At 71.6% G+C, this 20,499-nt stretch carries 20 protein-coding genes; 13 read left to right on the top strand and 7 right to left on the bottom strand.

What is annotated here, in order from left to right; genetic code table 11:
• Positions 1-186: 186 nt before the first annotated feature.
• Positions 187-1,503, top strand: a complete 1,317-nt coding sequence (locus tag ABD811_RS43580) for a KamA family radical SAM protein (protein ID WP_344959653.1) — start codon at positions 187-189, stop codon at positions 1,501-1,503.
• Between the two features lie 24 nt (positions 1,504-1,527).
• On the opposite strand, the gene ABD811_RS43575 is transcribed toward ABD811_RS43580, so the two are convergent.
• Positions 1,528-2,706: an MFS transporter gene (locus ABD811_RS43575; protein WP_344959651.1), complete on the bottom strand. Its 1,179-nt coding sequence runs from the start codon at positions 2,704-2,706 to the stop codon at positions 1,528-1,530.
• A gap of 59 nt (positions 2,707-2,765) precedes the next feature.
• Between ABD811_RS43575 and ABD811_RS43570 the strand changes: the two genes are divergently transcribed.
• Positions 2,766-3,752: a DUF5937 family protein gene (locus ABD811_RS43570; protein ID WP_344959649.1), complete on the top strand. Its 987-nt coding sequence runs from the start codon at positions 2,766-2,768 to the stop codon at positions 3,750-3,752.
• A 1-nt stretch (position 3,753) separates the two neighbouring features.
• Here ABD811_RS43570 and ABD811_RS43565 read toward each other — a convergent pair whose 3' ends face one another.
• From ABD811_RS43565 to ABD811_RS43555, 3 genes are all read right to left on the bottom strand, one after another.
• On the bottom strand, positions 3,754-5,001 hold the full coding sequence (locus ABD811_RS43565; RefSeq protein WP_344959647.1) for a WD40 repeat domain-containing protein: 1,248 nt from the start codon (positions 4,999-5,001) through the stop codon (positions 3,754-3,756).
• Between the two features lie 196 nt (positions 5,002-5,197).
• On the bottom strand, positions 5,198-6,115 hold the full coding sequence (locus tag ABD811_RS43560; protein ID WP_344959645.1) for an NAD(P)-dependent oxidoreductase: 918 nt from the start codon (positions 6,113-6,115) through the stop codon (positions 5,198-5,200).
• A gap of 12 nt (positions 6,116-6,127) precedes the next feature.
• Complete coding sequence (locus ABD811_RS43555; RefSeq protein ID WP_344959643.1) at positions 6,128-6,916, bottom strand: helix-turn-helix domain-containing protein; 789 nt, start codon at positions 6,914-6,916, stop codon at positions 6,128-6,130.
• A 128-nt stretch (positions 6,917-7,044) separates the two neighbouring features.
• Here ABD811_RS43555 and ABD811_RS43550 point away from each other — a divergent pair, with 128 nt between their 5' ends.
• From ABD811_RS43550 to ABD811_RS43515, 8 genes are all read left to right on the top strand, one after another.
• On the top strand, positions 7,045-8,352 hold the full coding sequence (locus ABD811_RS43550) for a M24 family metallopeptidase (RefSeq protein WP_344959641.1): 1,308 nt from the start codon (positions 7,045-7,047) through the stop codon (positions 8,350-8,352).
• Entirely contained in the window at positions 8,349-9,329 is a 981-nt protein-coding gene (locus tag ABD811_RS43545) for a thiamine pyrophosphate-dependent dehydrogenase E1 component subunit alpha (RefSeq protein ID WP_344959639.1), read from the top strand. The genes ABD811_RS43550 and ABD811_RS43545 overlap by 4 nt, the downstream gene beginning before the upstream one ends.
• The gene (locus ABD811_RS43540) at positions 9,317-10,297 is read left to right on the top strand and encodes an alpha-ketoacid dehydrogenase subunit beta (RefSeq protein WP_344959637.1); all 981 of its coding nucleotides are present in this window, start codon (positions 9,317-9,319) and stop codon (positions 10,295-10,297) included. Before ABD811_RS43545 ends, ABD811_RS43540 begins: the two co-directional genes overlap by 13 nt.
• Positions 10,298-10,337: 40 nt before the next feature.
• A complete protein-coding gene (locus ABD811_RS43535) occupies positions 10,338-11,684 on the top strand; it encodes an amidohydrolase family protein (RefSeq protein ID WP_344959635.1) in 1,347 nt (448 codons plus the stop codon).
• Positions 11,681-12,559, top strand: coding sequence for a cupin domain-containing protein (locus ABD811_RS43530; RefSeq protein ID WP_344959633.1), 879 nt, complete (start codon positions 11,681-11,683; stop codon positions 12,557-12,559). Before ABD811_RS43535 ends, ABD811_RS43530 begins: the two co-directional genes overlap by 4 nt.
• Positions 12,556-13,239 (top strand): SDR family oxidoreductase, encoded by a 684-nt coding sequence (locus ABD811_RS43525; protein WP_344959631.1) that lies wholly within the window; start codon positions 12,556-12,558, stop codon positions 13,237-13,239. The genes ABD811_RS43530 and ABD811_RS43525 overlap by 4 nt, the downstream gene beginning before the upstream one ends.
• Before the next feature lie 128 nt (positions 13,240-13,367).
• Entirely contained in the window at positions 13,368-13,646 is a 279-nt protein-coding gene (locus ABD811_RS43520; RefSeq protein WP_344959700.1) for a tautomerase family protein, read from the top strand.
• Between the two features lie 121 nt (positions 13,647-13,767).
• Positions 13,768-14,295: a DinB family protein gene (locus ABD811_RS43515; protein ID WP_344959629.1), complete on the top strand. Its 528-nt coding sequence runs from the start codon at positions 13,768-13,770 to the stop codon at positions 14,293-14,295.
• A gap of 277 nt (positions 14,296-14,572) precedes the next feature.
• Here ABD811_RS43515 and ABD811_RS43510 read toward each other — a convergent pair whose 3' ends face one another.
• The 3 genes from ABD811_RS43510 to ABD811_RS43500 all read right to left on the bottom strand — a co-directional run bounded on the left by ABD811_RS43510 (position 14,573) and on the right by ABD811_RS43500 (position 16,980).
• Positions 14,573-15,103, bottom strand: a complete 531-nt coding sequence (locus ABD811_RS43510) for a YbhB/YbcL family Raf kinase inhibitor-like protein (RefSeq protein WP_344959627.1) — start codon at positions 15,101-15,103, stop codon at positions 14,573-14,575.
• A gap of 157 nt (positions 15,104-15,260) precedes the next feature.
• The gene (locus tag ABD811_RS43505) at positions 15,261-16,052 is read right to left on the bottom strand and encodes an ABC transporter ATP-binding protein (RefSeq protein WP_344959698.1); all 792 of its coding nucleotides are present in this window, start codon (positions 16,050-16,052) and stop codon (positions 15,261-15,263) included.
• Between the two features lie 22 nt (positions 16,053-16,074).
• Entirely contained in the window at positions 16,075-16,980 is a 906-nt protein-coding gene (locus ABD811_RS43500; RefSeq protein ID WP_344959625.1) for an ABC transporter permease, read from the bottom strand.
• A gap of 271 nt (positions 16,981-17,251) precedes the next feature.
• Here ABD811_RS43500 and ABD811_RS43495 point away from each other — a divergent pair, with 271 nt between their 5' ends.
• The 3 genes from ABD811_RS43495 (at position 17,252) to ABD811_RS43485 (ending at position 20,184) form a co-directional block, all read left to right on the top strand.
• Positions 17,252-18,784: a bifunctional phosphatase PAP2/diacylglycerol kinase family protein gene (locus ABD811_RS43495; protein ID WP_344959623.1), complete on the top strand. Its 1,533-nt coding sequence runs from the start codon at positions 17,252-17,254 to the stop codon at positions 18,782-18,784.
• Between the two features lie 98 nt (positions 18,785-18,882).
• Entirely contained in the window at positions 18,883-19,104 is a 222-nt protein-coding gene (locus ABD811_RS43490; RefSeq protein ID WP_344959621.1) for a DUF6158 family protein, read from the top strand.
• A gap of 126 nt (positions 19,105-19,230) precedes the next feature.
• Positions 19,231-20,184 (top strand): LLM class F420-dependent oxidoreductase, encoded by a 954-nt coding sequence (locus tag ABD811_RS43485; RefSeq protein WP_344959619.1) that lies wholly within the window; start codon positions 19,231-19,233, stop codon positions 20,182-20,184.
• Positions 20,185-20,499 lie beyond the last annotated feature (315 nt).

Here is a 20,499-nt window from a genome sequence, read left to right as displayed (position 1 = left end):
TGTCCAATGATGTCGTAGTTTGTCAGGCTTGTGGTTGACCAGCATCTTTGTACCGTGAGAGGGGTATCTCTTTAGGATCCACGGGGGTTCGACCACCGGCACCGGCGGCGGGCCCCGCCGGGATCACCCACCGTGACGACGCGCCGACCGGTGCGTTCCCCGCTGACAGTCAAGGAGTACCAACACGTGACATTGGTGAACGACGCGGCTCCCGCGGTGCGATCCACCGGTCGTAAGTTCCGCGCCTTCACGGCCAAGCACCTCGACGAGCTCACCGCGCGCGCGGGGCTGACCCCCGAACAGCGGCTCGCCACCCGGGCCGTGGCGACGGTCCTGCCCTTCCGGACCAACGCCTACGTGGTCGAGGAGCTCATCGACTGGTCCGCGGCCCCCGACGACCCCGTCTACCGGCTGGTGTTCCCGCAGCCGGACATGCTCCCGGCCGACGACGTCGCGCACCTGAGCGACCTGCTGCGCCGGGACGCCCCCAAGGCGGAGATCGACGCGGCCGCCCACGCCGTCCGCATGCGCCTCAATCCGCATCCCGCGGGGCAGATGGAGCTGAACATCCCCAGCTTCGGCGACGGCAAGATCCCTGGGCTCCAGCACAAGTACGACGAGACCGTGCTGTACTTCCCCAAACAGGGGCAGACCTGTCACGCCTACTGCACCTACTGCTTCCGGTGGGCGCAGTTCGTCGGCGAGCCCGACCTCAAGATGGCCGGGGACGACGCCCTCCAGCTGCGCGACTACGTCAGGGCGCACCCGGAGGTCACCAGCGTCCTGTTCACCGGCGGCGACGCCATGATCATGGGCGAGCCGGTGCTGCGCCGCTACGTCGAGCCGCTGCTGGAGCTGGAGCAGCTGGAGTCGATCCGCATCGGCACCAAGGCCCTGGCCTACTGGCCGCAGAAGTTCGTCACCGACCCCGACGCCGACGACATGCTCCGGCTGTTCGAGCAGGTCGTGGAGTCGGGCAAGAACCTGGCCTTCCAGGCGCACTTCACCCACCCGCGCGAGCTGGAGCCGCTGGTCGTCACCGAGGCGGTGCGCCGCATCCGCGACACCGGCGCGGTCATCCGCACCCAGGCCCCGCTCATCCGCACCATCAACGACGACCCCCGCGTGTGGGAGCACATGTGGCGGCAGCAGACCCGCATGGGCATGGTGCCGTACTACATGTTCGTGGAGCGTGACACCGGGCCGCAGGACTACTTCGCCGTCCCGCTGGCCCGGGCCGTGGACATCTTCCGCGACGCCTACAAGAACGTCTCCGGCATCTCCCGCACCGTCCGCGGGCCGTCCATGTCCGCCACCCCCGGCAAGGTGTGCGTGGACGGCGTCGTCGAGCTGGCCGGCCAGAAGGTCTTCGCGCTGCACTTCATCCAGTGCCGTGACGCCGACCTGGTCAACCGGCCCTTCTTCGCCGAGTACGACCCCGACGCCGTGTGGCTGGACGATCTCAAACCCGCCTTCGCCGACCGCTTCCCCTTCCAGCGGTAGCACGGGTACCCGCGGCGTGCCGGTTCATGTCGGCCGGCCCGCCGCGGGCTTGCGCATCGTGCGCGCCAGCGCCGCGGCCGCGACCGCCGACGCCGCCCCGAACAGGGCCATCACCGTGCCCGGCGGCAGCACCTCGCCGAGCGCCCCGGCGGCCGCGACGCACGCCGCCTGGCCGGTGATCACCCCGATGTTCGCCAGGCCGAGCGCCTGGCCGCGCATGTCGTGCGGGACCGCGTCCAGGAACCTGCGCTGCAGGCCCAGCTCGTAGCTCAGCCCGAACGCCGACAGCGCCGCCAGCGCGCACGCCGCCGCCACCCCCGGCCGCGCCGCGAACACCAGCAGCGGCAGCCCCATCATGATCGCCAGCGGCGGCGCGAGCCGTTCCCTGTTGCGCGCGCGCCCGACGACCAGGTTGCCCGCCAGCATCCCGGCGGCGTAGGAGGCGAGGATGGCGCCCGCCGCGTCCGGGCGTCCCAGGTGCGCCGCGTACGGGATCACCACGCCCTCGGAGCCCACCGCCAGCGAGATCGGCAGCCACTGGGCGAGCATCAGGCCCCGTGTCCCGCGATCGGCCATCAGCACCCGGTTGACCCGCCACGTCTCCCGCATCGACGCGCCGTCCGCGACCTTCCTCGGCAGCCGCCTGCGCACTCCCGCCCGCGCGCCCGCCGCCGCCACCAGGGAAGTGCCCGCCGCCAGCCACAGCGCCCCCTCCGGCCCGACCGCCAGCAGCAGCAGTCCGCCCGCCGCGTGCCCGCCGATCTGCGCCCCCGCCGCCGTCATCGTGAACAGCGACCGTCCCAGCACGTAATCGTCACCGGGCAGCAGATCCGGCAGCACGGCCGTCGCCGCGGCCGTCGCCACCGGCGCGAACAGCCCGGCCACCGCCGTCAGCAGGATCGCCGCCGACGTCGGCAGGCCCAGCGCCAGCGAGGCCGTCACCCCCGTCCGCAGCACGTGGAAACCCACCAGCAACGGCCGCGGCGGCACCCGGTCGGCCAGCGACAGCAGGAACGCGCCGCCGACCACGTACGGCAGCATCCCCGCCCCGTAGGCCAGGGCGGACGCCAGCGCCGACCTCGTCTCCTCGTACACCAGGACCGACAGCCCGAGCATCCGCACCGTGTCGCCCACGACGAACAACGTGTGCAGCCCGAACAGCACCCGGAACTCGCCGACCCCGAAGACCGCGCGATACGTCATGCGAGCGATCGTCACGACACGCCCCCGGGAGGGCTAACGTTTCGCTCAGGAGCGAAACAATGATCGAGATCGAGGTCGGCCCGGGGGACATGGCCGCCAGCCGCTTCGCCATCGCCCCCCTGATCGAGGTGCACACTGCCCTCGGCGTGCTCATCGGCCGCGTCCCGCCCGGCCACCTGCGGTCATGGGCGTCCCGCGCCCGCACGACGTTCGCCGGGCTCATGGACGACCCCGCCGTCCGCGCCCTGGCGCACCTGGGACGCAACCGCGGCTACATCGCCGACTTCGTCTCCCCGCCCCCGAACCGCCCGAACGCCACCATCGGCGAGCAACTGGCCCAGGTCCGCGCCACCCCACCCGACCTGGCCCGCGCCGAGGTCGCCCGCAACCTCGCGGGCCTGCCCGCCCCCGACCCGCAGGTGCGCGCCGTCCTCTCGGCACCCGGCATGGTGGAACTGCTGGCCGCCGCCCTGGAGAAGACCTGGACGGCCCTGATCGCCCCCGAGTGGCCCGTCCTGCGCGCGATCCTCGACCAGGACCTGATCTACCGCGCCGGACGCCTGGCCACCTACGGCTGGGGCGCCGCCCTGGACGACCTGTCGCCCCGCGTCCGCTGGCGCGCCGACCGCGGCGTCATCGAACTGGCGGGCCTGCTGTCCTCCGGCCGCTACCGCCTGGCCGGGGCGGGCCTGCTGTTCGTCCCCACCGTCTTCTCCGACCTGGGCGCCCAGCTCGAACGCGACTGGCCCAACACCCTCTTCTACCGAGCGCGCGGCCTGTCCGTGCTCTGGGAGCGCCGTCCGCCCCCAGCGCCCGACACCCTCGGCCGCCTGCTGGGCCGCACGCGCGCCCGCCTTCTGCTCGCCCTGGCCGCCCCCGCCACCACGACGCAGCTCGCCGCCCGCATGGACGCCAGCCTCGGCGGCACCGCCGGCCACCTCGCCGTGCTGGCCGCCTCCGGCCTGGTGACCAAGACCCGCACCGGCCGCACCGTCCTCTACCACCGCACCCCCCTGGGCGACGCCCTCATCACGTCAGCGGGGTGAGTCACACGGCCTCTTCCGGGGCGAGGGGATCGGGGGTCAGGAACCAGGCGGTCAGCTCGGCGGGATACGACTCGAACGTGAGCAGTGTGTGCCCGCCAGGTGTGAAGGCGGCCAGAAGGCCGCCTGGATCCTCGATATGGCGTGTCCACAGCGCGCGGCCCTTGCCGTCGATCACCGTGGCGGACTCTTCCGAGGTGAACAGGGCGCGCGGCCCGTCCGGCGACCAGGTCATGGCCCGGCACGTTCCCTCGGCCCGCACACGCCCGGTGGCTCGTCCGAGGAGTTCCATGCCGCCGTCGCCGCCGGCGACGACCGTGTCGCCCTCCGGTGAGAGCAGGAGCGTGTCGGCGCCGGGAAGGGCCGTACGGTGGCGGGCCACGATCTCCCCGTCGGGCAGCCGGTAGATCAGCACGTCACCGTCCGGGCCGACGAGGGCGAGCCGGGTGCCGGAGTGATCCAGCACGGCGTGTCCCGCGACACCTGTGGCCGTCGTGAATGTGATGTCGCCGGTTTCGCTGTCGGCCACCACGACATGCCGTTCCGCGGTTTCGTCCCATGGAGTGGCGCAGCTCACGGCCACGATCAGTTCTCCGTCGCCGCTGAAGCCGATGTGGGAGTACCCCGCCCCCTTGAGGGCCGTTGGCCACGAGCCGGCGGCCCACAGCCGTTCAAGTCGCGGGACGCGCCAGACGGTCACCTGGTGGTCGAACCTGCCCGCGGCCGCGACGAGCGAGCCGTCCGGGCTGACGGCCACGTCCTCGCCCCAGCCGATGTAGTGGTCGTCCGCCTGGACGCCGTCGGTGTCCCACGCTCCCGTCTCGGCGTCGAACACCTCCAGCCCGCCGCTGGAGGTGTTGCCCTCGGCCGCGGAGACGAGTGCCGTCCAGCGCAGGTCCGGGCTGACCGCGATCGCGTTGAATTCGCTGAAGAGACCGTCGTCCATGGCCGAGGTGCCGTAGAACTCCTCGTGTGCGTCGGGATCGTACGGTCTGTCCTCAAGTGCGGCGCGCGTGTCGAAGTCCCCGTACAGCACGCGGTGGTCGGCAAGGAGAAAGCACGGCGCCCACTCGCCCCGGGAGCGCCGCTCCCACCAGCGGTGCGGCATCGGGCGCCGGCCAGGCCAGTCGGCCAGGGCGGTGATCAGCGCCCGGACTTCCTCCTCCGGCAGCTCTTCGGCATGGCGGGTGATCTCGTCCCATGCCTCGAACTCGCGACCATCACCGGCCATGGCCAGCCACTGTTCGATCACCGGGCGGGCTCTCCTCGTGTACGCGAACCTGTCCCGGCATACGCTCCCATAGTGATGATCGCGGCGCGGAATTCATGGTCGGGGGTGCGGACAAGATGTCCGCACCCCCGACGAGGCCAGTGGGCCGCCCCCGGTTCCGCCTGAACTTTTCGCCATGGCCGCGGCCGGCGGCGACGAGGTGATTTGCTGATCGGGCTCAGCGGTGGAGGCCGTCGTCTACGTTGGCGTTCTCCGGGGTGAGTTCCAGGTCGGCGGCGGTGGCCTGCTGGGTGAGGAGGACGGCGAAGTCCTCGTCGACGTGGCCGCTTTCCACAAGAGACTGGACGAGCCGTGCCGTCAGTTCGACGACCGGCATGGGGACGTCCAGGGTCCGCGCCGCGGAGAGGCCCAGGTCGAAGTCCTTCTTCAGCAGCGGCGGGGTGAAGGTCGGCGTGTAGTCGAGGTTGACGAACGCGGGCGTCTTGTAGCGGGTGAACACCGAGCCCAGCACGCTGTTGTTGAGGAACTCCAGAACGGCGTGCCGGGGGACGCCGCCCTTCTCCGCCAGCACGGTGATCTCCGCCAGCCCCTGCGTCAGCACGCCCAGCAGCAGGTTGTGCGCGATCTTCACCAGGCGGGCGGAGTCGCCGTCGCCCATGTAGCTCACCGAGCGGCCGATGCGTTCGAGCAGCGGGGCCACGCGGTCGTAGGCGTCCCGGGGCCCGGACACGGCGATCGCGAGTTGGCCTGCCCGGACGGCTCCCGGGTTTCCGCTGACGGGAGCGGCGAGGAACGCGGCTCCGTGCTTCGCGCACGCTTGGCGGAGGGCTGCCGACGTCTCCGGCGACACTGTTGAGCAGTCGACGATGACATCCGGTACCTGGTCGGTTCCTGCGAGGAGCCCGTCGTCGCCCGTCAGTACGGCTCTGAGGGCTGCGTCGTTGGTGAGCATCGTGAACACGACCTGCTTGCCGCGCATTTCGGCGAGCGAACCGGCGAGGGTCGCGCCGTGGTCGCGCAGCGGTTCGGCTTTGGCGATGGTGCGGTTCCAGACGGTCACGTTCACGTCGGCGTCGGCCAGTCGCTCGACCATGGCCGTGCCCATTCGGCCCGTTCCGATCCAGCCGACGTCCATGTCCGCTCCTCGTTAACGCGTCGGAGGCCAAGGGGTCTCGGTGTCGTGGACGAACCAGACGCCCACCGCCGGGACGTCGCCCTCGTTCTGGTAGCGGTGCGGTGTGGCCGAGGGGAATGACACCGAGTCGCCCGGCCGCATCCGGTGGGTCTCGAAGCCCAGCGTGAGCGTCAGCTCGCCTTCGAGGAGGTACCCGTGTTCGACGCCTCCGTGCCGCATGAGCTTGCCGGTGCCGGACGACGACCCGCCCGGCGCGTAGGTGACGAGCAGGAAGTCCACGTTCGTGCCGGGGACATGTCCCAGCCGCTCCCACGTCACGCCCGACTCCAGCTCCAGCACTTCCCGCTCCCCAGACCGCAGCAACGGCCCCATGAACGAAAGAGTCTCGGCCGCCGCTGAACTCACGGCCTTTCCGTCGGCGGCCGATTCGTCACCGGAGCCCTCCTCGACGGGCGCCGCGTGTGGAGCGGCGGGCAACGGGGCGGCGTCTTCCCGGCTGGGGGACGGAACCGTGACCACCATGGCGGGGGCTGCGGCGGGCTGTGGGACGGACGCCGCCGCTGGGGGCTCGGGCTCCGGGGGCGGGATGTCGCCAGGGGTGGCGTTGAAGACGTCTTCTATGGAGATGCCCAGGGACTGGGTGATGGCGTAGAGGGTGCTGACGGACGGCTGGCTTTTGCCCGTCTCGATCTGGGAGACCATGCTCGCGGACACCCCGACGGCGCGGGCCAGGGCGCGGAGTGTGACGCCGCGCTTGAGGCGCTCTTCGCGGATGCGCGCGCCGACGGGTGGGACGGACATCGTCCACCTCCCTTCCCCAATTGAGCGTACAGCAGTCATGAACGGTCATCGGCGAATGTTCAGTGACTATTGACAGAAGTGTTCACCGGTACTTCATTGAAGGGGGCGAGCTTGGAGGTGAACCGGCGGTGGCGATCAGGACCTTCGGGCCCAACGCGGTCGACTGGGAGGAGCGCGTCGACCTCGGCCGGCTGCGGCGCGAGCGGCTGCGCAGGCTGAGAGAGCATCTGGCCCGGTCCGACCTCGGCGCGGTGCTGGCGTTCGACTTCTCCAACATCCGCTACATGACCGCGACGCACATCGGCACGTGGGCGATGGACAAGCTGATCCGGTTCGCCCTGCTGACCCGCGACGGCGACCCCGTCATCTGGGACTTCGGGTCGGCGGCGCGGCACCACCAGATCTACAACCCCTGGCTGGGCGACGGCGCGCGTGCGGGGATCTCCACGCTGCGCGGCGCCTTCCCGCCGGAGGCGGGCATCGCCGCCGACGTGGCGAAGAAGGTCGCGACCGTGCTGCGGGAGCGCGGGCTGCACAACGAGCCGCTCGGTGTCGACGTGGTCGAGCCGCCGGTGCTGTTCGCGCTGCGCGACGAAGGCGTCGACGTGCTGGACGGCCAGCAGGTGTTCATGGAGGCCCGCCGCGTCAAGACCCGCGACGAGATAGCGCTGCTGACCCAGGCGTGCTCCATGGTGGACGCCGCCTACGAGGAGCTGTACGGGTTCCTGCGTCCGGGCGTCCGCGAGAACGAGTGCGTGGGGCTGGTCAGCAAGGTGCTGTACGACCTGGGCAGCGAGTACGTCGAGGGCGTGAACGCGATCTCGGGGGAGCGGTGCTCGCCGCACCCGCACGTCTACAGCGACCGGATCGTCCGTCCGGGCGACCCCGCGTTCTTCGACATCCTGCACAGCCACCTGGGCTACCGCACCTGCTACTACCGCACGTTCGCGGTCGGCAGCGCGTCGCGGGCGCTGCGGGACGCCTACGTGCGCTGCCGCGAGTACATGGACGAGGCGATCTCGCTGGTCAAGCCGGGGGCGACGACGGCCGACATCGTGTCGGTCTGGCCGCGGGCGCAGGAGTTCGGGTTCGCCGATGAGACGGCCGCGTTCGCCCTGCAGTACGGCCATGGCGTCGGGCTGTCGATCTGGGAGAAGCCGATCTTCAGCCGGCTGGTGTCGCCGGACCATCCCGAGACGCTGGAGGCGGGCATGGTGTTCGCGCTGGAGACGTACTGGCCCGCGTCCGACGGCTGGTCCGCGGCCCGCATCGAGGAGGAGGTGGTGGTGACGGCGGACGGCTGCGAGGTCATCACCAAGTTCCCGGCGGAGGAGCTGCTGGTGGCCGGGCGCAGGTACTGGACGGCCGGGGGAGCGCTGAACACGCTGCGCGAGCCCGAGTCGCACCTGAACCGCGACAACGGCGGCCCCCGGTGATCGGCGCCGGGGAGCTGCTGGGGCTGTACGAGCGGATGGCGTTGATCCGCCGCACCGAGAAGGCGGCGCACGACCTGTTCATGGCGGGACTGGTCAAGGGCACGACGCACCTGGCCGCCGGGCACGAGGCGGTCGCGGTGGGCGCGAGCGCGGCGCTGCGCGACGACGACTACGTGTTCGCCACCTACCGCGGCCACCACCACGCGATGGCGCGCGGCGCGAGCGCGGAGGAGTGCCTGGCCGAGCTGATGAGCAAGGCCACGGGCGTGTGCGGGGCCAAGGGCGGCTCGATGCACCTGACGAAGGCGTCGTCGGGGATGCTCGGCTCGTACGCGATCGTGGGGGCGCACCTGCCGATGGCGGCGGGCGCGGCGTGGTCGGCGAAGCTGCGCGGCAGCGGGCAGGTCGCGGTGGCGTTCTTCGGGGACGGCGCGACCAACATCGGGGCGTTCCACGAGGCGCTCAACCTGGCGGCGGTGTGGTCGCTGCCCGTCGTGTTCGTCTGCGAGAACAACCTCTACATGGAGTACACGCCGATCGGGACGGTGACGGCCGTCGCCAACCCGGCCGCCGACCGCGCGTCGGCGTACGGTCTGGACGGCGAGGTCATCGACGGCAACGACGTGGTCGTGGTCGCCGAGGCGGTGGGACGGGCGGTCGCCCGCGCCCGTGCCGGCGACGGCCCGTCGATCATCGAGGCGCGGACGTACCGGCACTACGGGCACAGCCGCGCCGACCCGGCCAGGTACCGGCCCGCAGAGGAGGTCGAACGCTGGCTCAAGCACGACCCGCTCGACCTGGCGCGGGCCCGTCTCGAAGCGCTCGGCGTCCCGGAAGCGAAGGTGCTGGAGGCCGACGAACGCGTCCGCGCCGCCGTGGACGCGGCCGTCGCGGCGGCCGAGGGCGCGCCCGGCCCCGACCCGGCCGAGGCGTTCACCGACGTGTGGGCGGACGGAGGCGCGGCATGGCGGACGTGATCACCTACCGGGCGGCGGTCGCCGAGGGCATCGCCCGCGAGATGCGCCGCGACCCGGCGGTGGTGTGCCTGGGCGAGGACATCGGCGCGGCCGGGGGCGTGTTCAAGACGACCGCCGGGCTGTTCGAGGAGTTCGGCCCCGAACGGGTCTGGGACACCCCGATCTCCGAGCAGGCCATCGTCGGGGCCGCGATGGGCGCCGCGATGACCGGGCTGCGGCCCGTCGCCGAGATCATGTTCAGCGACTTCCTGGCCTGCTGCTGGGACTACCTGGCCAACGAGATCCCCAAGGTCCGGTACATGACCGGCGGGCAGGTCACCGTCCCGCTGGTGGTGCGCACCGCCAACGGCGGCGGCCTGGGCTTCGGCGCCCAGCACTCGCAGGCCGTGGAGAACTGGGCGCTGACCGTGCCCGGACTGAAGATCGCCGCGCCGTCCACCGCCGCCGACGTGATCGGCATGATGGCCGCCGCGATCCGCAGCCCCGACCCCGTGGTGTTCTTCGAGCACAAGGGCCTGCTGGCGAGCGAGGGCCCGCTGCCACCGGACGGTCACGTGGTGGAGTTGGGGGAGGCCGCGGTCGTGCGCGGCGGCGACGACCTGACGATCGTGGCGCTGGCGTCCACCGTGCCGACCGCGCTGGCCGCCGCCGGCCGGCTGGCCGCCGAGGGAGTCGGTGCCGAGGTCATCGACCTGCGCTGTCTCGTCCCGCTGGACATGGCGGCCGTGCTGCGCTCGCTGCAGCGCACCTCGCGCCTGCTGATCGTGGAGGAGAACCCCTACCAGGGCGGCTGGGGCGGCACCGTCGCCTCGATCGTCGCCGACGAGGGGTTCGAACTGCTCGACGCCCCGGTGCGGCGGGTCGCCGCCGCCTGCGTCCCCCTGCCGTTCGCGGACGTCCTGGAGGACCAGGTCATCCCGACGGCCGACAAAGTCACCGAAGCCGCACGCGCCCTGGTCCGCTACTGACTTCCCACGACCTCCCACCACCCCTATGCAGGAGGCGGCCATGACCCATCGCATGCTCCTCCGTGGTGGCCACGTGCTCACCATGGACCCCGACCTCGGCGACCTGCCGTCCGGCGACGTCCTCATCGAGGACGGCACGATCGCCGCCGTGCGACCCCACATCGACGCCGACGCCGAGGTCATCGACGTCGCCGGACGCATCGTCATCCCCGGATTCGTCGACACCCACCGGCACACCTGGGAGTCCGCCATCCGCGGCGTCGCCCCCGACGCCACCCTGGACGACTACTTCGTCGACATCCTCGACACTTTCGCCCCCGTCTACACCCCCGAGGACGTTCACGCGAGCAATCTCGCCGGGGCGCTGGAATGCCTCAACGCCGGAATCACCACGCTCGTGGACTGGTCGCACATCAACAACACCCCCGAGCACGCCGACGCCGCCATCCGCGGACTCCAGGAGGCGGGAATCCGCGCGCAGTACGCCTACGGAAGCGCCAACACCTCCCTGGCCGAGTACTGGTTCGAGAGCAAGCGCGTCATTCCGGGCGACGACGTGAGGCGCGTCCGCTCCACGTATTTCTCGTCCAGCGACGGCCTGCTGACAATGGCGCTCGCGACGCGCGGCCCGGGGTTCTGCGTGCCCGACGTCGTCCGCGCGGAATGGGCGCTCGCCCGCGAACTGGCCATTCCCATCACCGTCCACGTCGGAATGGGCCGCCAGGCCGGCCGCTTCGACATGGTCAGGCAGTTGAACGAACTCGGGCTGCTCGGCCCCGACACCACCTACGTCCACTGCTGTTATCTGTCCGAGGAGGAATGGCGCCTGGTCGCCGACACGGGCGGCACCGTCTCCGTCGCGCCGCAGGTGGAGATGCAGATGGGGCACGGCTGGCCGCCCGTCATGAAGGCGCTGGAGCACGGGCTGCGGCCCGGCCTGTCCGCCGACGTGGTCACCACCGTCCCCGGCGACATGTTCACCGAGATCCGCGCGGCGTTCGCCGCCGACCGCGCCCGCGTCAACGCCGCCTGCTGGGAGGCCGACACGCCCGTCCCCGACACCATGCTCACCGCCCGCCGGATGCTGGAGATCGCGACGGTCAACGGCGCCCACGTCGCCGGGCTGGAAGACCGCACGGGCTCGCTCACCCCCGGAAAGCAGGCCGACGTCGTCGTGGTGGACGCCACCGCGATCAACATGGCGCCGGTGCACGACGCGGCCGCCGCAGTCACGCTGAGCGCGGACGTGTCCAACGTGGAGACGGTGATCGTCGGCGGGGTGGTCCGCAAGCGCGACGGACGGCTGCTCGCCGACGTGAACCGGGCGCGCGCCCTGGTCGAGGCCTCCCGTGACCGCCTCCTCGCCCAGGTGGAGAAGGCGGCATGACGGTACGACACCTGGTGCGCAGGGCGGCGGACGCCGAGTTCACCGCCCCCGCCCCCGGATACCGGCGCTGGGCCGCAGTCGGTGAACACACCGGCGCCGTGCACACCGGATTCGCGATCTGTGAACTGGACTCCGGTGCTTCGCTGAACGCGCACATGCATTCGTTCGAGGAATCGTTCTACGTCCTGGAAGGCTCGGCTGTCGTCGCGACACCGGAAGGCTCCGTCCGCGTCCAGCCGGGCGACTACGGAATCGTGCCGGTCGGCGTCCCCCACCTTTGGCGCAACGACGGCGACGCCCTCTGCCGCTGGGCCGAAATGCAAGCCCCCGTGCCCCGCGCCCAATACGACCACGACACATTCGAGGTGCCCGCCTTCCCCGTGGCACCCCCGTCCCCTGTCGACGTACGCGATCCGCGGACCCGCCGCTACGGCCATATCGAACCCGCCAACATGGACCCGGACAAACAAACCCAGGATCTGCTGGCGGTCTCGGCGAGCATGCGCACCGCCCTGCTCGTCTACAGCGGAATCACCGTCAAGATGATGGTGGACGGCGAACTCGGCGCGCGGCTGTCGACCATGTTCATGGTGCAGTACGAGCGGGACGGGGTGGCGGGCCCGCACGACCACCCGCTGGAGGAGACGTACCTCATCCTGGAAGGACGCACCGAGGCCGTGTTCGACGGCGAACGGCACCTGCTCGGCCCCGGCGACATCGCGTGGGCGGGCGCGGGCTGCGTGCACTCGTTCACCAACGCGGGACCGGGACGCGTCCGCTGGCTGGAGACGCAGGCACCGCAACCGCCCTCACGCCATTCCTACAGGTTCGTCCGCGACTGGGAGCCCCTGCGCGGCGAAGGAGCGACCTCATGACGACCATCCTGATCGTGGGCGGCACGTCCGGCATCGGCCGCGAGATCGCCCGGCAACACGCCGCCCGGGGCGCCGACGTGATCATCACCGGGCGGGACGCGTCCCGCGCCGCCACCGCCGCCAAGGAGATCGGCGGCGCCCGCGGCCTCGCCCTCGACCTGACCCGTCCCGGCGAGATCGCCTCCGCGCTCGCCGACGTGGAGCACGTGGACCACGTGGTGCTGGCCGCGATCGAACGCGACCAGAACACCGCCGCCGACTACCGGCTGGACGGCGCGCAACGCCTGGCCACGCTCAAGCTCGTCGGCTACACCGAGGTCGTGCACGCGCTGCTGCCGCGCATGAGCCGCGACGGGTCGATCGTCATCTTCGGCGGCCTGGCCAAGGACCGCCCCTACCCGGGGTCGACGATGGTGTCCGCCGTCAACGGCGCCGTCACGGGGCTCGTCCGCACCCTCGCCGTGGAGCTGGCGCCGATCCGCGTCAACGCGGTGCACCCGGGCATCGTCGGCGACAGCCCGTTCTGGCGCGACAAGCCCCTCGACGCCATCGTCTCCCGCACGCCCACCGGACGTCTCGCCACCATGGACGACGTGGCCGACGCGGTCGCCTTCCTGCTGCGCAACCCGTCCGTCAACGGCGTCAACCTCGACATCGACGGAGGCTGGCTGCTCACCTGAGATCGCGGCGTCGCGGATCCGGTGCCGCTCGTCGGGCCTTCCAGCACCTGCGCGGCCGTGATCGCCGGCGTCGGAGGGTTGAGCCGCCGCCCGCCGGATACGGCAGTGGTGTCACACCGGTGGCCGTCATGTTGCGACAGTGCGGCGCGAACGTCGCACGAACCGAGGGGGGCGGACGGATGCCGTTGATCAATGTGAAGGTGCTCGAGGGCGTGTTCAGCGAGGCTCAGAAGGCGGAGATCGTGAAGAGGCTGACCGACGCGATGGTCGGTATCGAGGGCGAGAACATGCGTTCCCTGACCCTGGTGATCGTCGAGGACGTCAAGAGCGGCTCCTGGGGCGTCGGCGGGCGGCCGTTGAGCACCGACGACGTGAAGGCCATGGCCGCGGGCGAGGCCTCCGGCTGATCGGGTCGTCCCGGGCCACCCGCCCGGCGGCCTGGGACGACGCCCGGCACGGGCCACCGTCCCCACCGGGGCCGCCCGAAACGCGATGGCCGGGCCGCGTCCGCGTGGTGATAATGGCGCGATGGGATGGGTGGCACCGGAAGTCACACTGGAACGCGGCTGGACACGGCATCTGACCGGGGACGAGCGTGCGCTCGCCGACTCCTGGCTCGACTTCCATCGGCAGACGCTTCTGTGGAAATGCGGCGGCCTGACCGAGGAACAGCTGAAACTGCGCGGCGTCGAACCGTCGAACCTTTCGCTGCTCGGCATCGTCCGGCACATGGCGGAAGTGGAACGGGACTGGTTCCGGTACCGCTTCGCCGGTGAACGGCCCGGCTACCTCTACGTCACCGAGGACGACATGACCGCCGAGTTCACCGTCGACGGCGCCGACGCCGCGGCCGACTACGCCGCCTATCTCGACGAGATCGAGACCGTCCGCCGGACGACCGCCGGACGCTCCCTGGACGAGACGTTCCTCGATCCGCGCCGCGAGGTGGAGATGAACCTGCGGTTCGTCTACACGGTCATGATCCAGGAATACGCGCGCCACAACGGCCACGCCGACCTGCTGCGCGAACGCATCGACGGCGCCACCGGCCACTGACCGCCCATGGGAGACCTTGCCGCCGACGCCGCCGTGACCGGCGAGAACGGCCACTACACCGCCGAACTCTCCCCCGAATGGGCCGCCTGGGGGCCGAACGGCGGTCACCTCACGGCGATCCTGGTGCGGGCGGCGCTGGTGTGGCTCACCGCCGACGGCCTGGACGGCCTCCGCCACGACGTGCCGCCCCGACCCCACGTCCCCGCGCTGACGCGCAGGCTCGGCGGAGACCACGTGGAGAGCCCCTCGCGAAGGGGCTCTCCACGTCAGGGAGCGGTCAGGAGCTCTCGACCCCGTACAGCGCGACGATCGAGGCGCGGGCCACGGTGTGGGCGGTGATGTTGAACCCGACCACGGCGGGCGAGGCGTCGGAGTCCAGGCCCAGCGACTCGACATCCAGGGCGTGCACGGTGAACACGTAGCGGTGCGGCTCGCCGGGCGGCGGGGCGCTCCCGCCGTACGCCTTGATGCCGTAGTCGTTGCGGGCGTGCACGCCGACCTTGGCGTCCTCGGTGCCCGCGCCGGTCGGCAGCGACACGATGTCGGTGGGGATGTCGAACAGCACCCAGTGCCAGAAGCCGCTGCCGGTGGGCGCGTCGGGGTCGAAGCAGGTGACCGCGAAGCTGCGGGTCTCGGCGGGGAAGCCGGACCAGCTCAGCTGGGGCGACCGGTTGCCGCCGCTGAAGCCCCAGTCGTTGAACACGTGCTCCTCGGCCAGCCGCTGCCCCTCGGCGATGTCGTCGCTGGTCAGCGTGAACGACGGCACCTGCGGCAGGTACTCGTGCGGAAGCGGTGGCTTGGCGGCCATGCGACCTCCTCATCAGATCATCCGTTTTCCCAACCCCATCTGTACCAGGGGTGCCCGGCACGCGCGGGCGCGCACGGCCCGGAAGGCGGCGCGCGGACGAAAAACCCGCCCGGTCGCCGATCGGCATCCGGGCGGGGGACGTGTGCGGGAGGGGGTTCTACTTGCCGGTGGCCTCGGTGTAGGCGGAGAGGACCTCCTCGGGGTCGCCGTCCATCTTGACGCGGCCCTCGTCCAGCCAGATGACGCGGTTGCAGGTCTCCTCGATCACGTCGAGGTTGTGGGCGACCAGGAAGACCGCGCCGGCGTTCTTGCGCAGCTCGTCGATCTTGGCCTTGCTGCGGCGCTTGAACTTGGCGTCGCCGGTGGCCAGGGCCTCGTCGATGAGCATCACGTCGTGGGTGCGGGCCGCGGCGATGGCGAAGCGCAGCCGGGCGCCCATGCCGGAGGAGTAGGTCGACATCGGGTAGTCGATGAAGCCCGGCTTGAGGTCGGCGAACTTGACGATCTGGTCGTAGCGCTGCTTGGTCTCCTCCTGGGACAGGCCCATGGCCAGGCAGCCCAGGATGATGTTGCGCGAGCCCGACAGGTCGCGCATCAGCGCGGCGTTGACGCCCAGCAGGGACGGCTGCCCGTCGGTGTAGACGGCGCCGCGGGCCGGGGGCAGCAGCCCGGCGATCGCCTTGAGCAGCGTGGACTTGCCCGAGCCGTTGGTGCCGATCACGCCGATGGCGTCGCCGCGGTAGGCGATGAACGACACCCCGCGGACCGCGTGCACCTCTTTCATCTGCGGCCGGTTCTCCCGCCGCAGGATGCGCAGCAGCGCGGTCGCCGCCGTGCCCTTGCCGCCGCCGGCGCTGTAGACCCGGTAGACGATGTGCAGGCCGTCCACCACGACGATCGGCTCGCGGTCGGGGTCGATGACGACCTCCGGCTGCGCCCCTGTGGTCATCGCGATCTTCTCTTTGAGCGCCTTAGCCACGGCCGTACCTCTCCTCCGCACGGTAGAAGTACCAGAATCCGCCGACGAAGGCGATCACGGCCCACAGAACCGCGTACAGCCACAGGCGGGCGTAGTTGGGGTCGTACGGGACGAGGTTCTGGCGGAACGACTCCAGCAGGGAGGTCCGCATCAGCTCGATGTAGACCGCCCCCGGGTTGGCCTCCAGGATGTGCCCGACCCAGGGATGACCCGAGGTGTCGAACTTGTGGGTCATCTTCGGGATGAAGAAGAAGACCCCGGAGAAGTAGAGCCAGGTGCGGGTGATGAACGGCAGCAGTTGCTGGATGTCGCGCACGAATGCGCCCGCGCGGGCGATGGCCAGGCTGATCCCGATGTTGAACAGTAGTTGCAGCAGGAGGACCGGAACGATCAGCAGCCAGTGCAAGCTGGGCATCTCGCCGGTGGCCAGCACGATCACCACCAGCAGCCCCATCGAGATCAGCAGCTGCTGCAGCTCCATCAGCACGTAGGCGAGTGGCAGCGACGCCCGGGGGAAGTGCAGCGCGCGGATCAACGACAGGTTGTTGCCCACCGACTTGGCCCCGGCGGTCAGCGACCGCTGGGTGAACGTGAAGACGAACACGCCCGTGATCAGGTAGGCGGTGAAGTTGTCGATGTCCCGCTTGGTGTCGAGCAGCACGCCGAAGATCAGGTAGTAGACGGCGGCGTTCAGCAGCGGGGTGAGGACCTGCCACAGCTGGCCCAGGCGCGAGGCGGAGTAGGTGGAGGCCGTCTTGGCCGAGGCGAACGCCCAGATGAACGTCCGGCGCTGCCACAGCTCCTGGACGTACCTGCGCAGCGGGGGGCGGGCGGCGCTGCGTGTCAGCCCGTGCCGTTTGGCGAACTCGGCCAGGGACTCACCGACCCGTCCGTTCATGTGGGAAGGGTCCGTGATGGTGCCGACCGGCTCGCCACCCGGGGAGCTGAGCCGTTCCGGGTGACTCATGCCGGGAAGCCTATTGCAGTCCGCCTCCTGTGCGGGACGATCGCACGCATGTGACCCCTGATTTGAGATCTTTGGGAATCATGTCCGACTCCTCGGGGATACCCCGGGCATGCAGGCGAATCACCGGAAGGCGCCGGGACGGCCGTCGCGACGGCCGGGGGCGCCGGCGGCGGGAATGGCGGTGGACGTGCGCGGTGGTGGGGTGACCCGTCGACGGATCGTTTTCCGGGGGCCGGTGTGGCGTGCCCTGCACCGGCTGGACCGGCGGGCGTTCGAGCAGGTCGCCGCGGCCCGGCTGCCCGGCCTGGAGTACGTGCTGCCGCGCCTGTCGCGGTTCGCCGACCACGGTGTGCTGTGGTTCACCACGGCGGGGGCGCTCGGCATGACGCGGCAGGCGCGGCTGCGGCGCGCCGGGCTGCGCGGCGCGATCGCGATCGCGGTGGCCAGCCCGGCCGTGAACCTGGTCGGCAAGCACGCGTTCCGGCGCAAGCGCCCGGTCGTGGACCTGGTGCCGCCGATCCGGATCCGGTTCCGGCTGCCGACCTCGCCCGCGTTCCCGTCCGGCCACTCGGCGTCGGCGGGGGCCTTCGCGACGGGCGTGGCGATGGAGGCGCCGGCCGCCGTGGCCGTGCCGGTCGCGCTCACCGCCGGCGCCGTGGCGTTCTCCCGCGTCTACACCGGGGCGCACTATCCCGGGGACGTGCTGGCGGGGCTGGGCATCGGGGTGGCGGCCGGGCTCGGCACGCGGCTGGTGTGGCCCGCCCGCCCGCCGGTGGCGCGGGCGACCCCGACCGCCGCGGAGCACGTCAGGATCCACCCGGAGGGGTGCGGCGTGGTGGCGGTGGTGAACGTCGGGTCGGGCGCGGGCGGAAACGGCGGCGGGCCGCTGGTGCCGACGGTCGCCGAGTCGGCGATCGCGGTGCTGCAGCGCGAGCTGCCGGGCGCCGAGATCGTCCGGGTGGGCCCGGACGAGGACGTCGAGCGCGCCCTGGACGACGCCGCCGCGCGGGCCGAGGTGCTGGCGATCGTCGGCGGGGACGGCACGGTCAACGCGGGCGCGCGGGCGGCGCTGCGGCACGACGTGCCGCTGCTGCCGATCCCGGGCGGCACGTTCGACCACTTCGCGCGGGCCCTCGGCGTCGAGTCGCCGATGCACGCGGTCAACGCGTACCGGGACGGCTGTCTGGCCCGGGTGGACGTGGGGGAGATCGTCGCCGGCGGCGCGGCCGACGAGCCGATGGTCTTCCTCAACACCGCCAGCTTCGGCGCGTACGCCGAGCTGGTGGACCGGCGCGAACGCCTGGAGCGGCGGCTCGGCAAGTGGCCCGCGCTGGCGGTCGCGGCCGTCCGGACCCTGCGGCACGCCCGGCCCGTCGACATGACGGTGGACGGCCGGCCCCGCAAGGTCTGGCTGGCGTTCGTCGGCAACTGCCTGTACGGCTCGCGGGGCCCGGCGCCCACCTGGCGGCGGCACCTGGACGACGGGCAGCTCGACATCCGCATGGTCACGACGGGACGGCGGGCGCCGCGCCTGCGCGCGCTCGCGGCGGTGCTGCTGGGGCACCTGCACCTCACCCCCGGCTACCGCGCCTGGCGCGGCGGCGCGCTGGAGCTGGTCTCGCTGAACGGCGACCTGCGGGTGGCCCGGGACGGAGAGGTCTCGTCGGTGTCCACCAAGGTCCGTTTCGGCAAGCGGGCGGGCGCCCTGGCCGTGTTCTGCCCGCGTGCGCACTGAGCCCCCGTGCCGTGAGACCGCGCCGTGAGCATGTTTGCCGTGCTGCGGTCGGGTAGGCGTCAGGTACGCACATCAGGACGATCTTGAGGATTGGGGTCATGACGACCGGAGTCCAACCCAGCGCGCTCAGCGACCAGGACCTCCTGCGGGAACTGGGGCATCTCTACGACACCCGGATGGACGCCCTGCGGCACGCCGCCGACCAGGCGTTCGGCGAGCACACCCGGCGGATGAACCAGCTGGAGGCCGAGTACCTGCGGCGCAACCCGTCCCGCGAGGTCGATCCCGAACGGCTGCGCGAGGGCGCCCGCGCCCGCTGAACCGCCGGCTGAACCGCTCGCCGTGCCCGCACGACCCGCCGCGCCCGCGTGAGACGGGCGCGGGGGCGGCGCGACGTCCAGGCGAACGTCCAGGCGAACGTCCAGGCAACAGGGGGGAATGCGTCCATGACGACCTTCGGTTACTTCCTGTCCTGCGAGGAGCACGGACCCGAGGAGCTGATCCGGCAGGCGCGGCTGGCCGAGCAGGCCGGGTTCGAGGCGCTGTGGATCTCCGACCACTTCCATCCGTGGCTGGACGAGCAGGGCCAGAGCCCGTTCGTCTGGTCGGTGATCGGCGCCCTGTCGCAGGCCGTGTCGCTGCCGATCACCACGGCGGTCACCTGCCCGACCTTCCGGATCCACCCGGCGATCGTGGCGCAGGCCGCCGCCACCAGCCAGGTGATGCTGAACGGCCGGTTCCGGCTCGGGCTCGGCAGCGGGGAGGCGCTGAACGAGCACATCACCGGCGCGCCCTGGCCGCCGGCCGCCGAGCGCCTGGAGATGCTGGAGGAGGCCGTCGAGATCATCAGGGCGCTGTTCGGCGGCCGCCAGATCACCCACCGCGGCCGGCACTTCCGCGTGGACACCGCCCGGCTCTACACGCTGCCGGACGCGCCGCCGCCCATCTACATGTCCGGGTTCGGCGACCGGGCCGCGTCACTGGCGGGCCGCATCGCCGACGGCTTCATGACGACCATGCCCGACCCGGGCCCCATCCAGTCGTTCCGCAGCGCCGGCGGGCACGGCAAGCCCATGCAGGCCGGTCTGAAGGCGTGCTGGGGGCAGGACGAGGGACAGGCCGTCAAGACCGTCCACCGGCTGTGGCGCAACGAGCAGATCGAGGGCGAGGCGGCGCAGATCCTGCAGGTGCCGCGGCACTTCGACCAGCTCGGGCAGCTCGTCACCGAGGACATGATCCGCGAGAACGTGCCGTGCGGCCCCGACCCGGAACGGCATGTCGCCGCGATCCGCCCGTTCGTCGAGGCCGGGTTCGACGAGATCTACGTCAACCAGATCGGCCCCGAGCCCGACGGGTTCTTCGAGTTCTACCGCGACCAGGTGCTGCCCCGGCTGCGGTAGCGGACATTCCACGCGCGGACGGTCGATCGCGGACGCGGGCGGTTGTGCCGCGGGTGAAGCGCGGCTTTCGGCTCGGTAAACCTCACCGAAGTGCCCGGGCACGCCGCCGCACGGCCGTGTAACGCTTCCCCGGTGCTTTCGGGGAGGTGTGGCACGACCATGGTGCCCGGACCACAGGCGACGCGCGGCCCTCGGGCCCGGCGCGCGCACCGCGTCAGACGTTCGCGGGGTGTCCGCCGTCCGCGCGCGCTCCGGCGCCCGCGGGGCGTCCGCCGCTCCCGCGCGGCCCGGCCGAGCCCGGCGGCGTGGGCGCGG

Origin of the sequence: Actinomadura miaoliensis, assembly GCF_039536785.1 — a bacterium.
GTDB classification, from domain to species: Bacteria; Actinomycetota; Actinomycetes; order Streptosporangiales; family Streptosporangiaceae; genus Spirillospora; species Spirillospora miaoliensis.
Note: the sequence above shows the minus strand (reverse complement) of the source record. Positions and strands in the feature narration are given on the sequence as shown.

Excerpts from the sequence above, each read along its gene's own strand:
- ABD811_RS43575 (WP_344959651.1), bottom strand. The coding sequence starts at position 2,706 with ATGACGTATCGCGCGGTCTTCGGGGTCGGCGAGTTCCGGGTGCTGTTC.
- ABD811_RS43570 (WP_344959649.1), top strand. The coding sequence starts at position 2,766 with ATGATCGAGATCGAGGTCGGCCCGGGGGACATGGCCGCCAGCCGCTTC.
- ABD811_RS43560 (WP_344959645.1), bottom strand. The coding sequence starts at position 6,115 with ATGGACGTCGGCTGGATCGGAACGGGCCGAATGGGCACGGCCATGGTC.
- ABD811_RS43555 (WP_344959643.1), bottom strand. The coding sequence starts at position 6,916 with ATGTCCGTCCCACCCGTCGGCGCGCGCATCCGCGAAGAGCGCCTCAAG.
- ABD811_RS43540 (WP_344959637.1), top strand. The coding sequence starts at position 9,317 with ATGGCGGACGTGATCACCTACCGGGCGGCGGTCGCCGAGGGCATCGCC.
- ABD811_RS43535 (WP_344959635.1), top strand. The coding sequence starts at position 10,338 with ATGACCCATCGCATGCTCCTCCGTGGTGGCCACGTGCTCACCATGGAC.
- ABD811_RS43530 (WP_344959633.1), top strand. The coding sequence starts at position 11,681 with ATGACGGTACGACACCTGGTGCGCAGGGCGGCGGACGCCGAGTTCACC.
- ABD811_RS43525 (WP_344959631.1), top strand. The coding sequence starts at position 12,556 with ATGACGACCATCCTGATCGTGGGCGGCACGTCCGGCATCGGCCGCGAG.
- ABD811_RS43520 (WP_344959700.1), top strand. The coding sequence starts at position 13,368 with ATGTTGCGACAGTGCGGCGCGAACGTCGCACGAACCGAGGGGGGCGGA.
- ABD811_RS43515 (WP_344959629.1), top strand. The coding sequence starts at position 13,768 with ATGGGATGGGTGGCACCGGAAGTCACACTGGAACGCGGCTGGACACGG.
- ABD811_RS43510 (WP_344959627.1), bottom strand. The coding sequence starts at position 15,103 with ATGGCCGCCAAGCCACCGCTTCCGCACGAGTACCTGCCGCAGGTGCCG.
- ABD811_RS43505 (WP_344959698.1), bottom strand. The coding sequence starts at position 16,052 with ATGACCACAGGGGCGCAGCCGGAGGTCGTCATCGACCCCGACCGCGAG.
- ABD811_RS43500 (WP_344959625.1), bottom strand. The coding sequence starts at position 16,980 with ATGAACGGACGGGTCGGTGAGTCCCTGGCCGAGTTCGCCAAACGGCAC.
- ABD811_RS43490 (WP_344959621.1), top strand. The coding sequence starts at position 18,883 with ATGACGACCGGAGTCCAACCCAGCGCGCTCAGCGACCAGGACCTCCTG.
- ABD811_RS43485 (WP_344959619.1), top strand. The coding sequence starts at position 19,231 with ATGACGACCTTCGGTTACTTCCTGTCCTGCGAGGAGCACGGACCCGAG.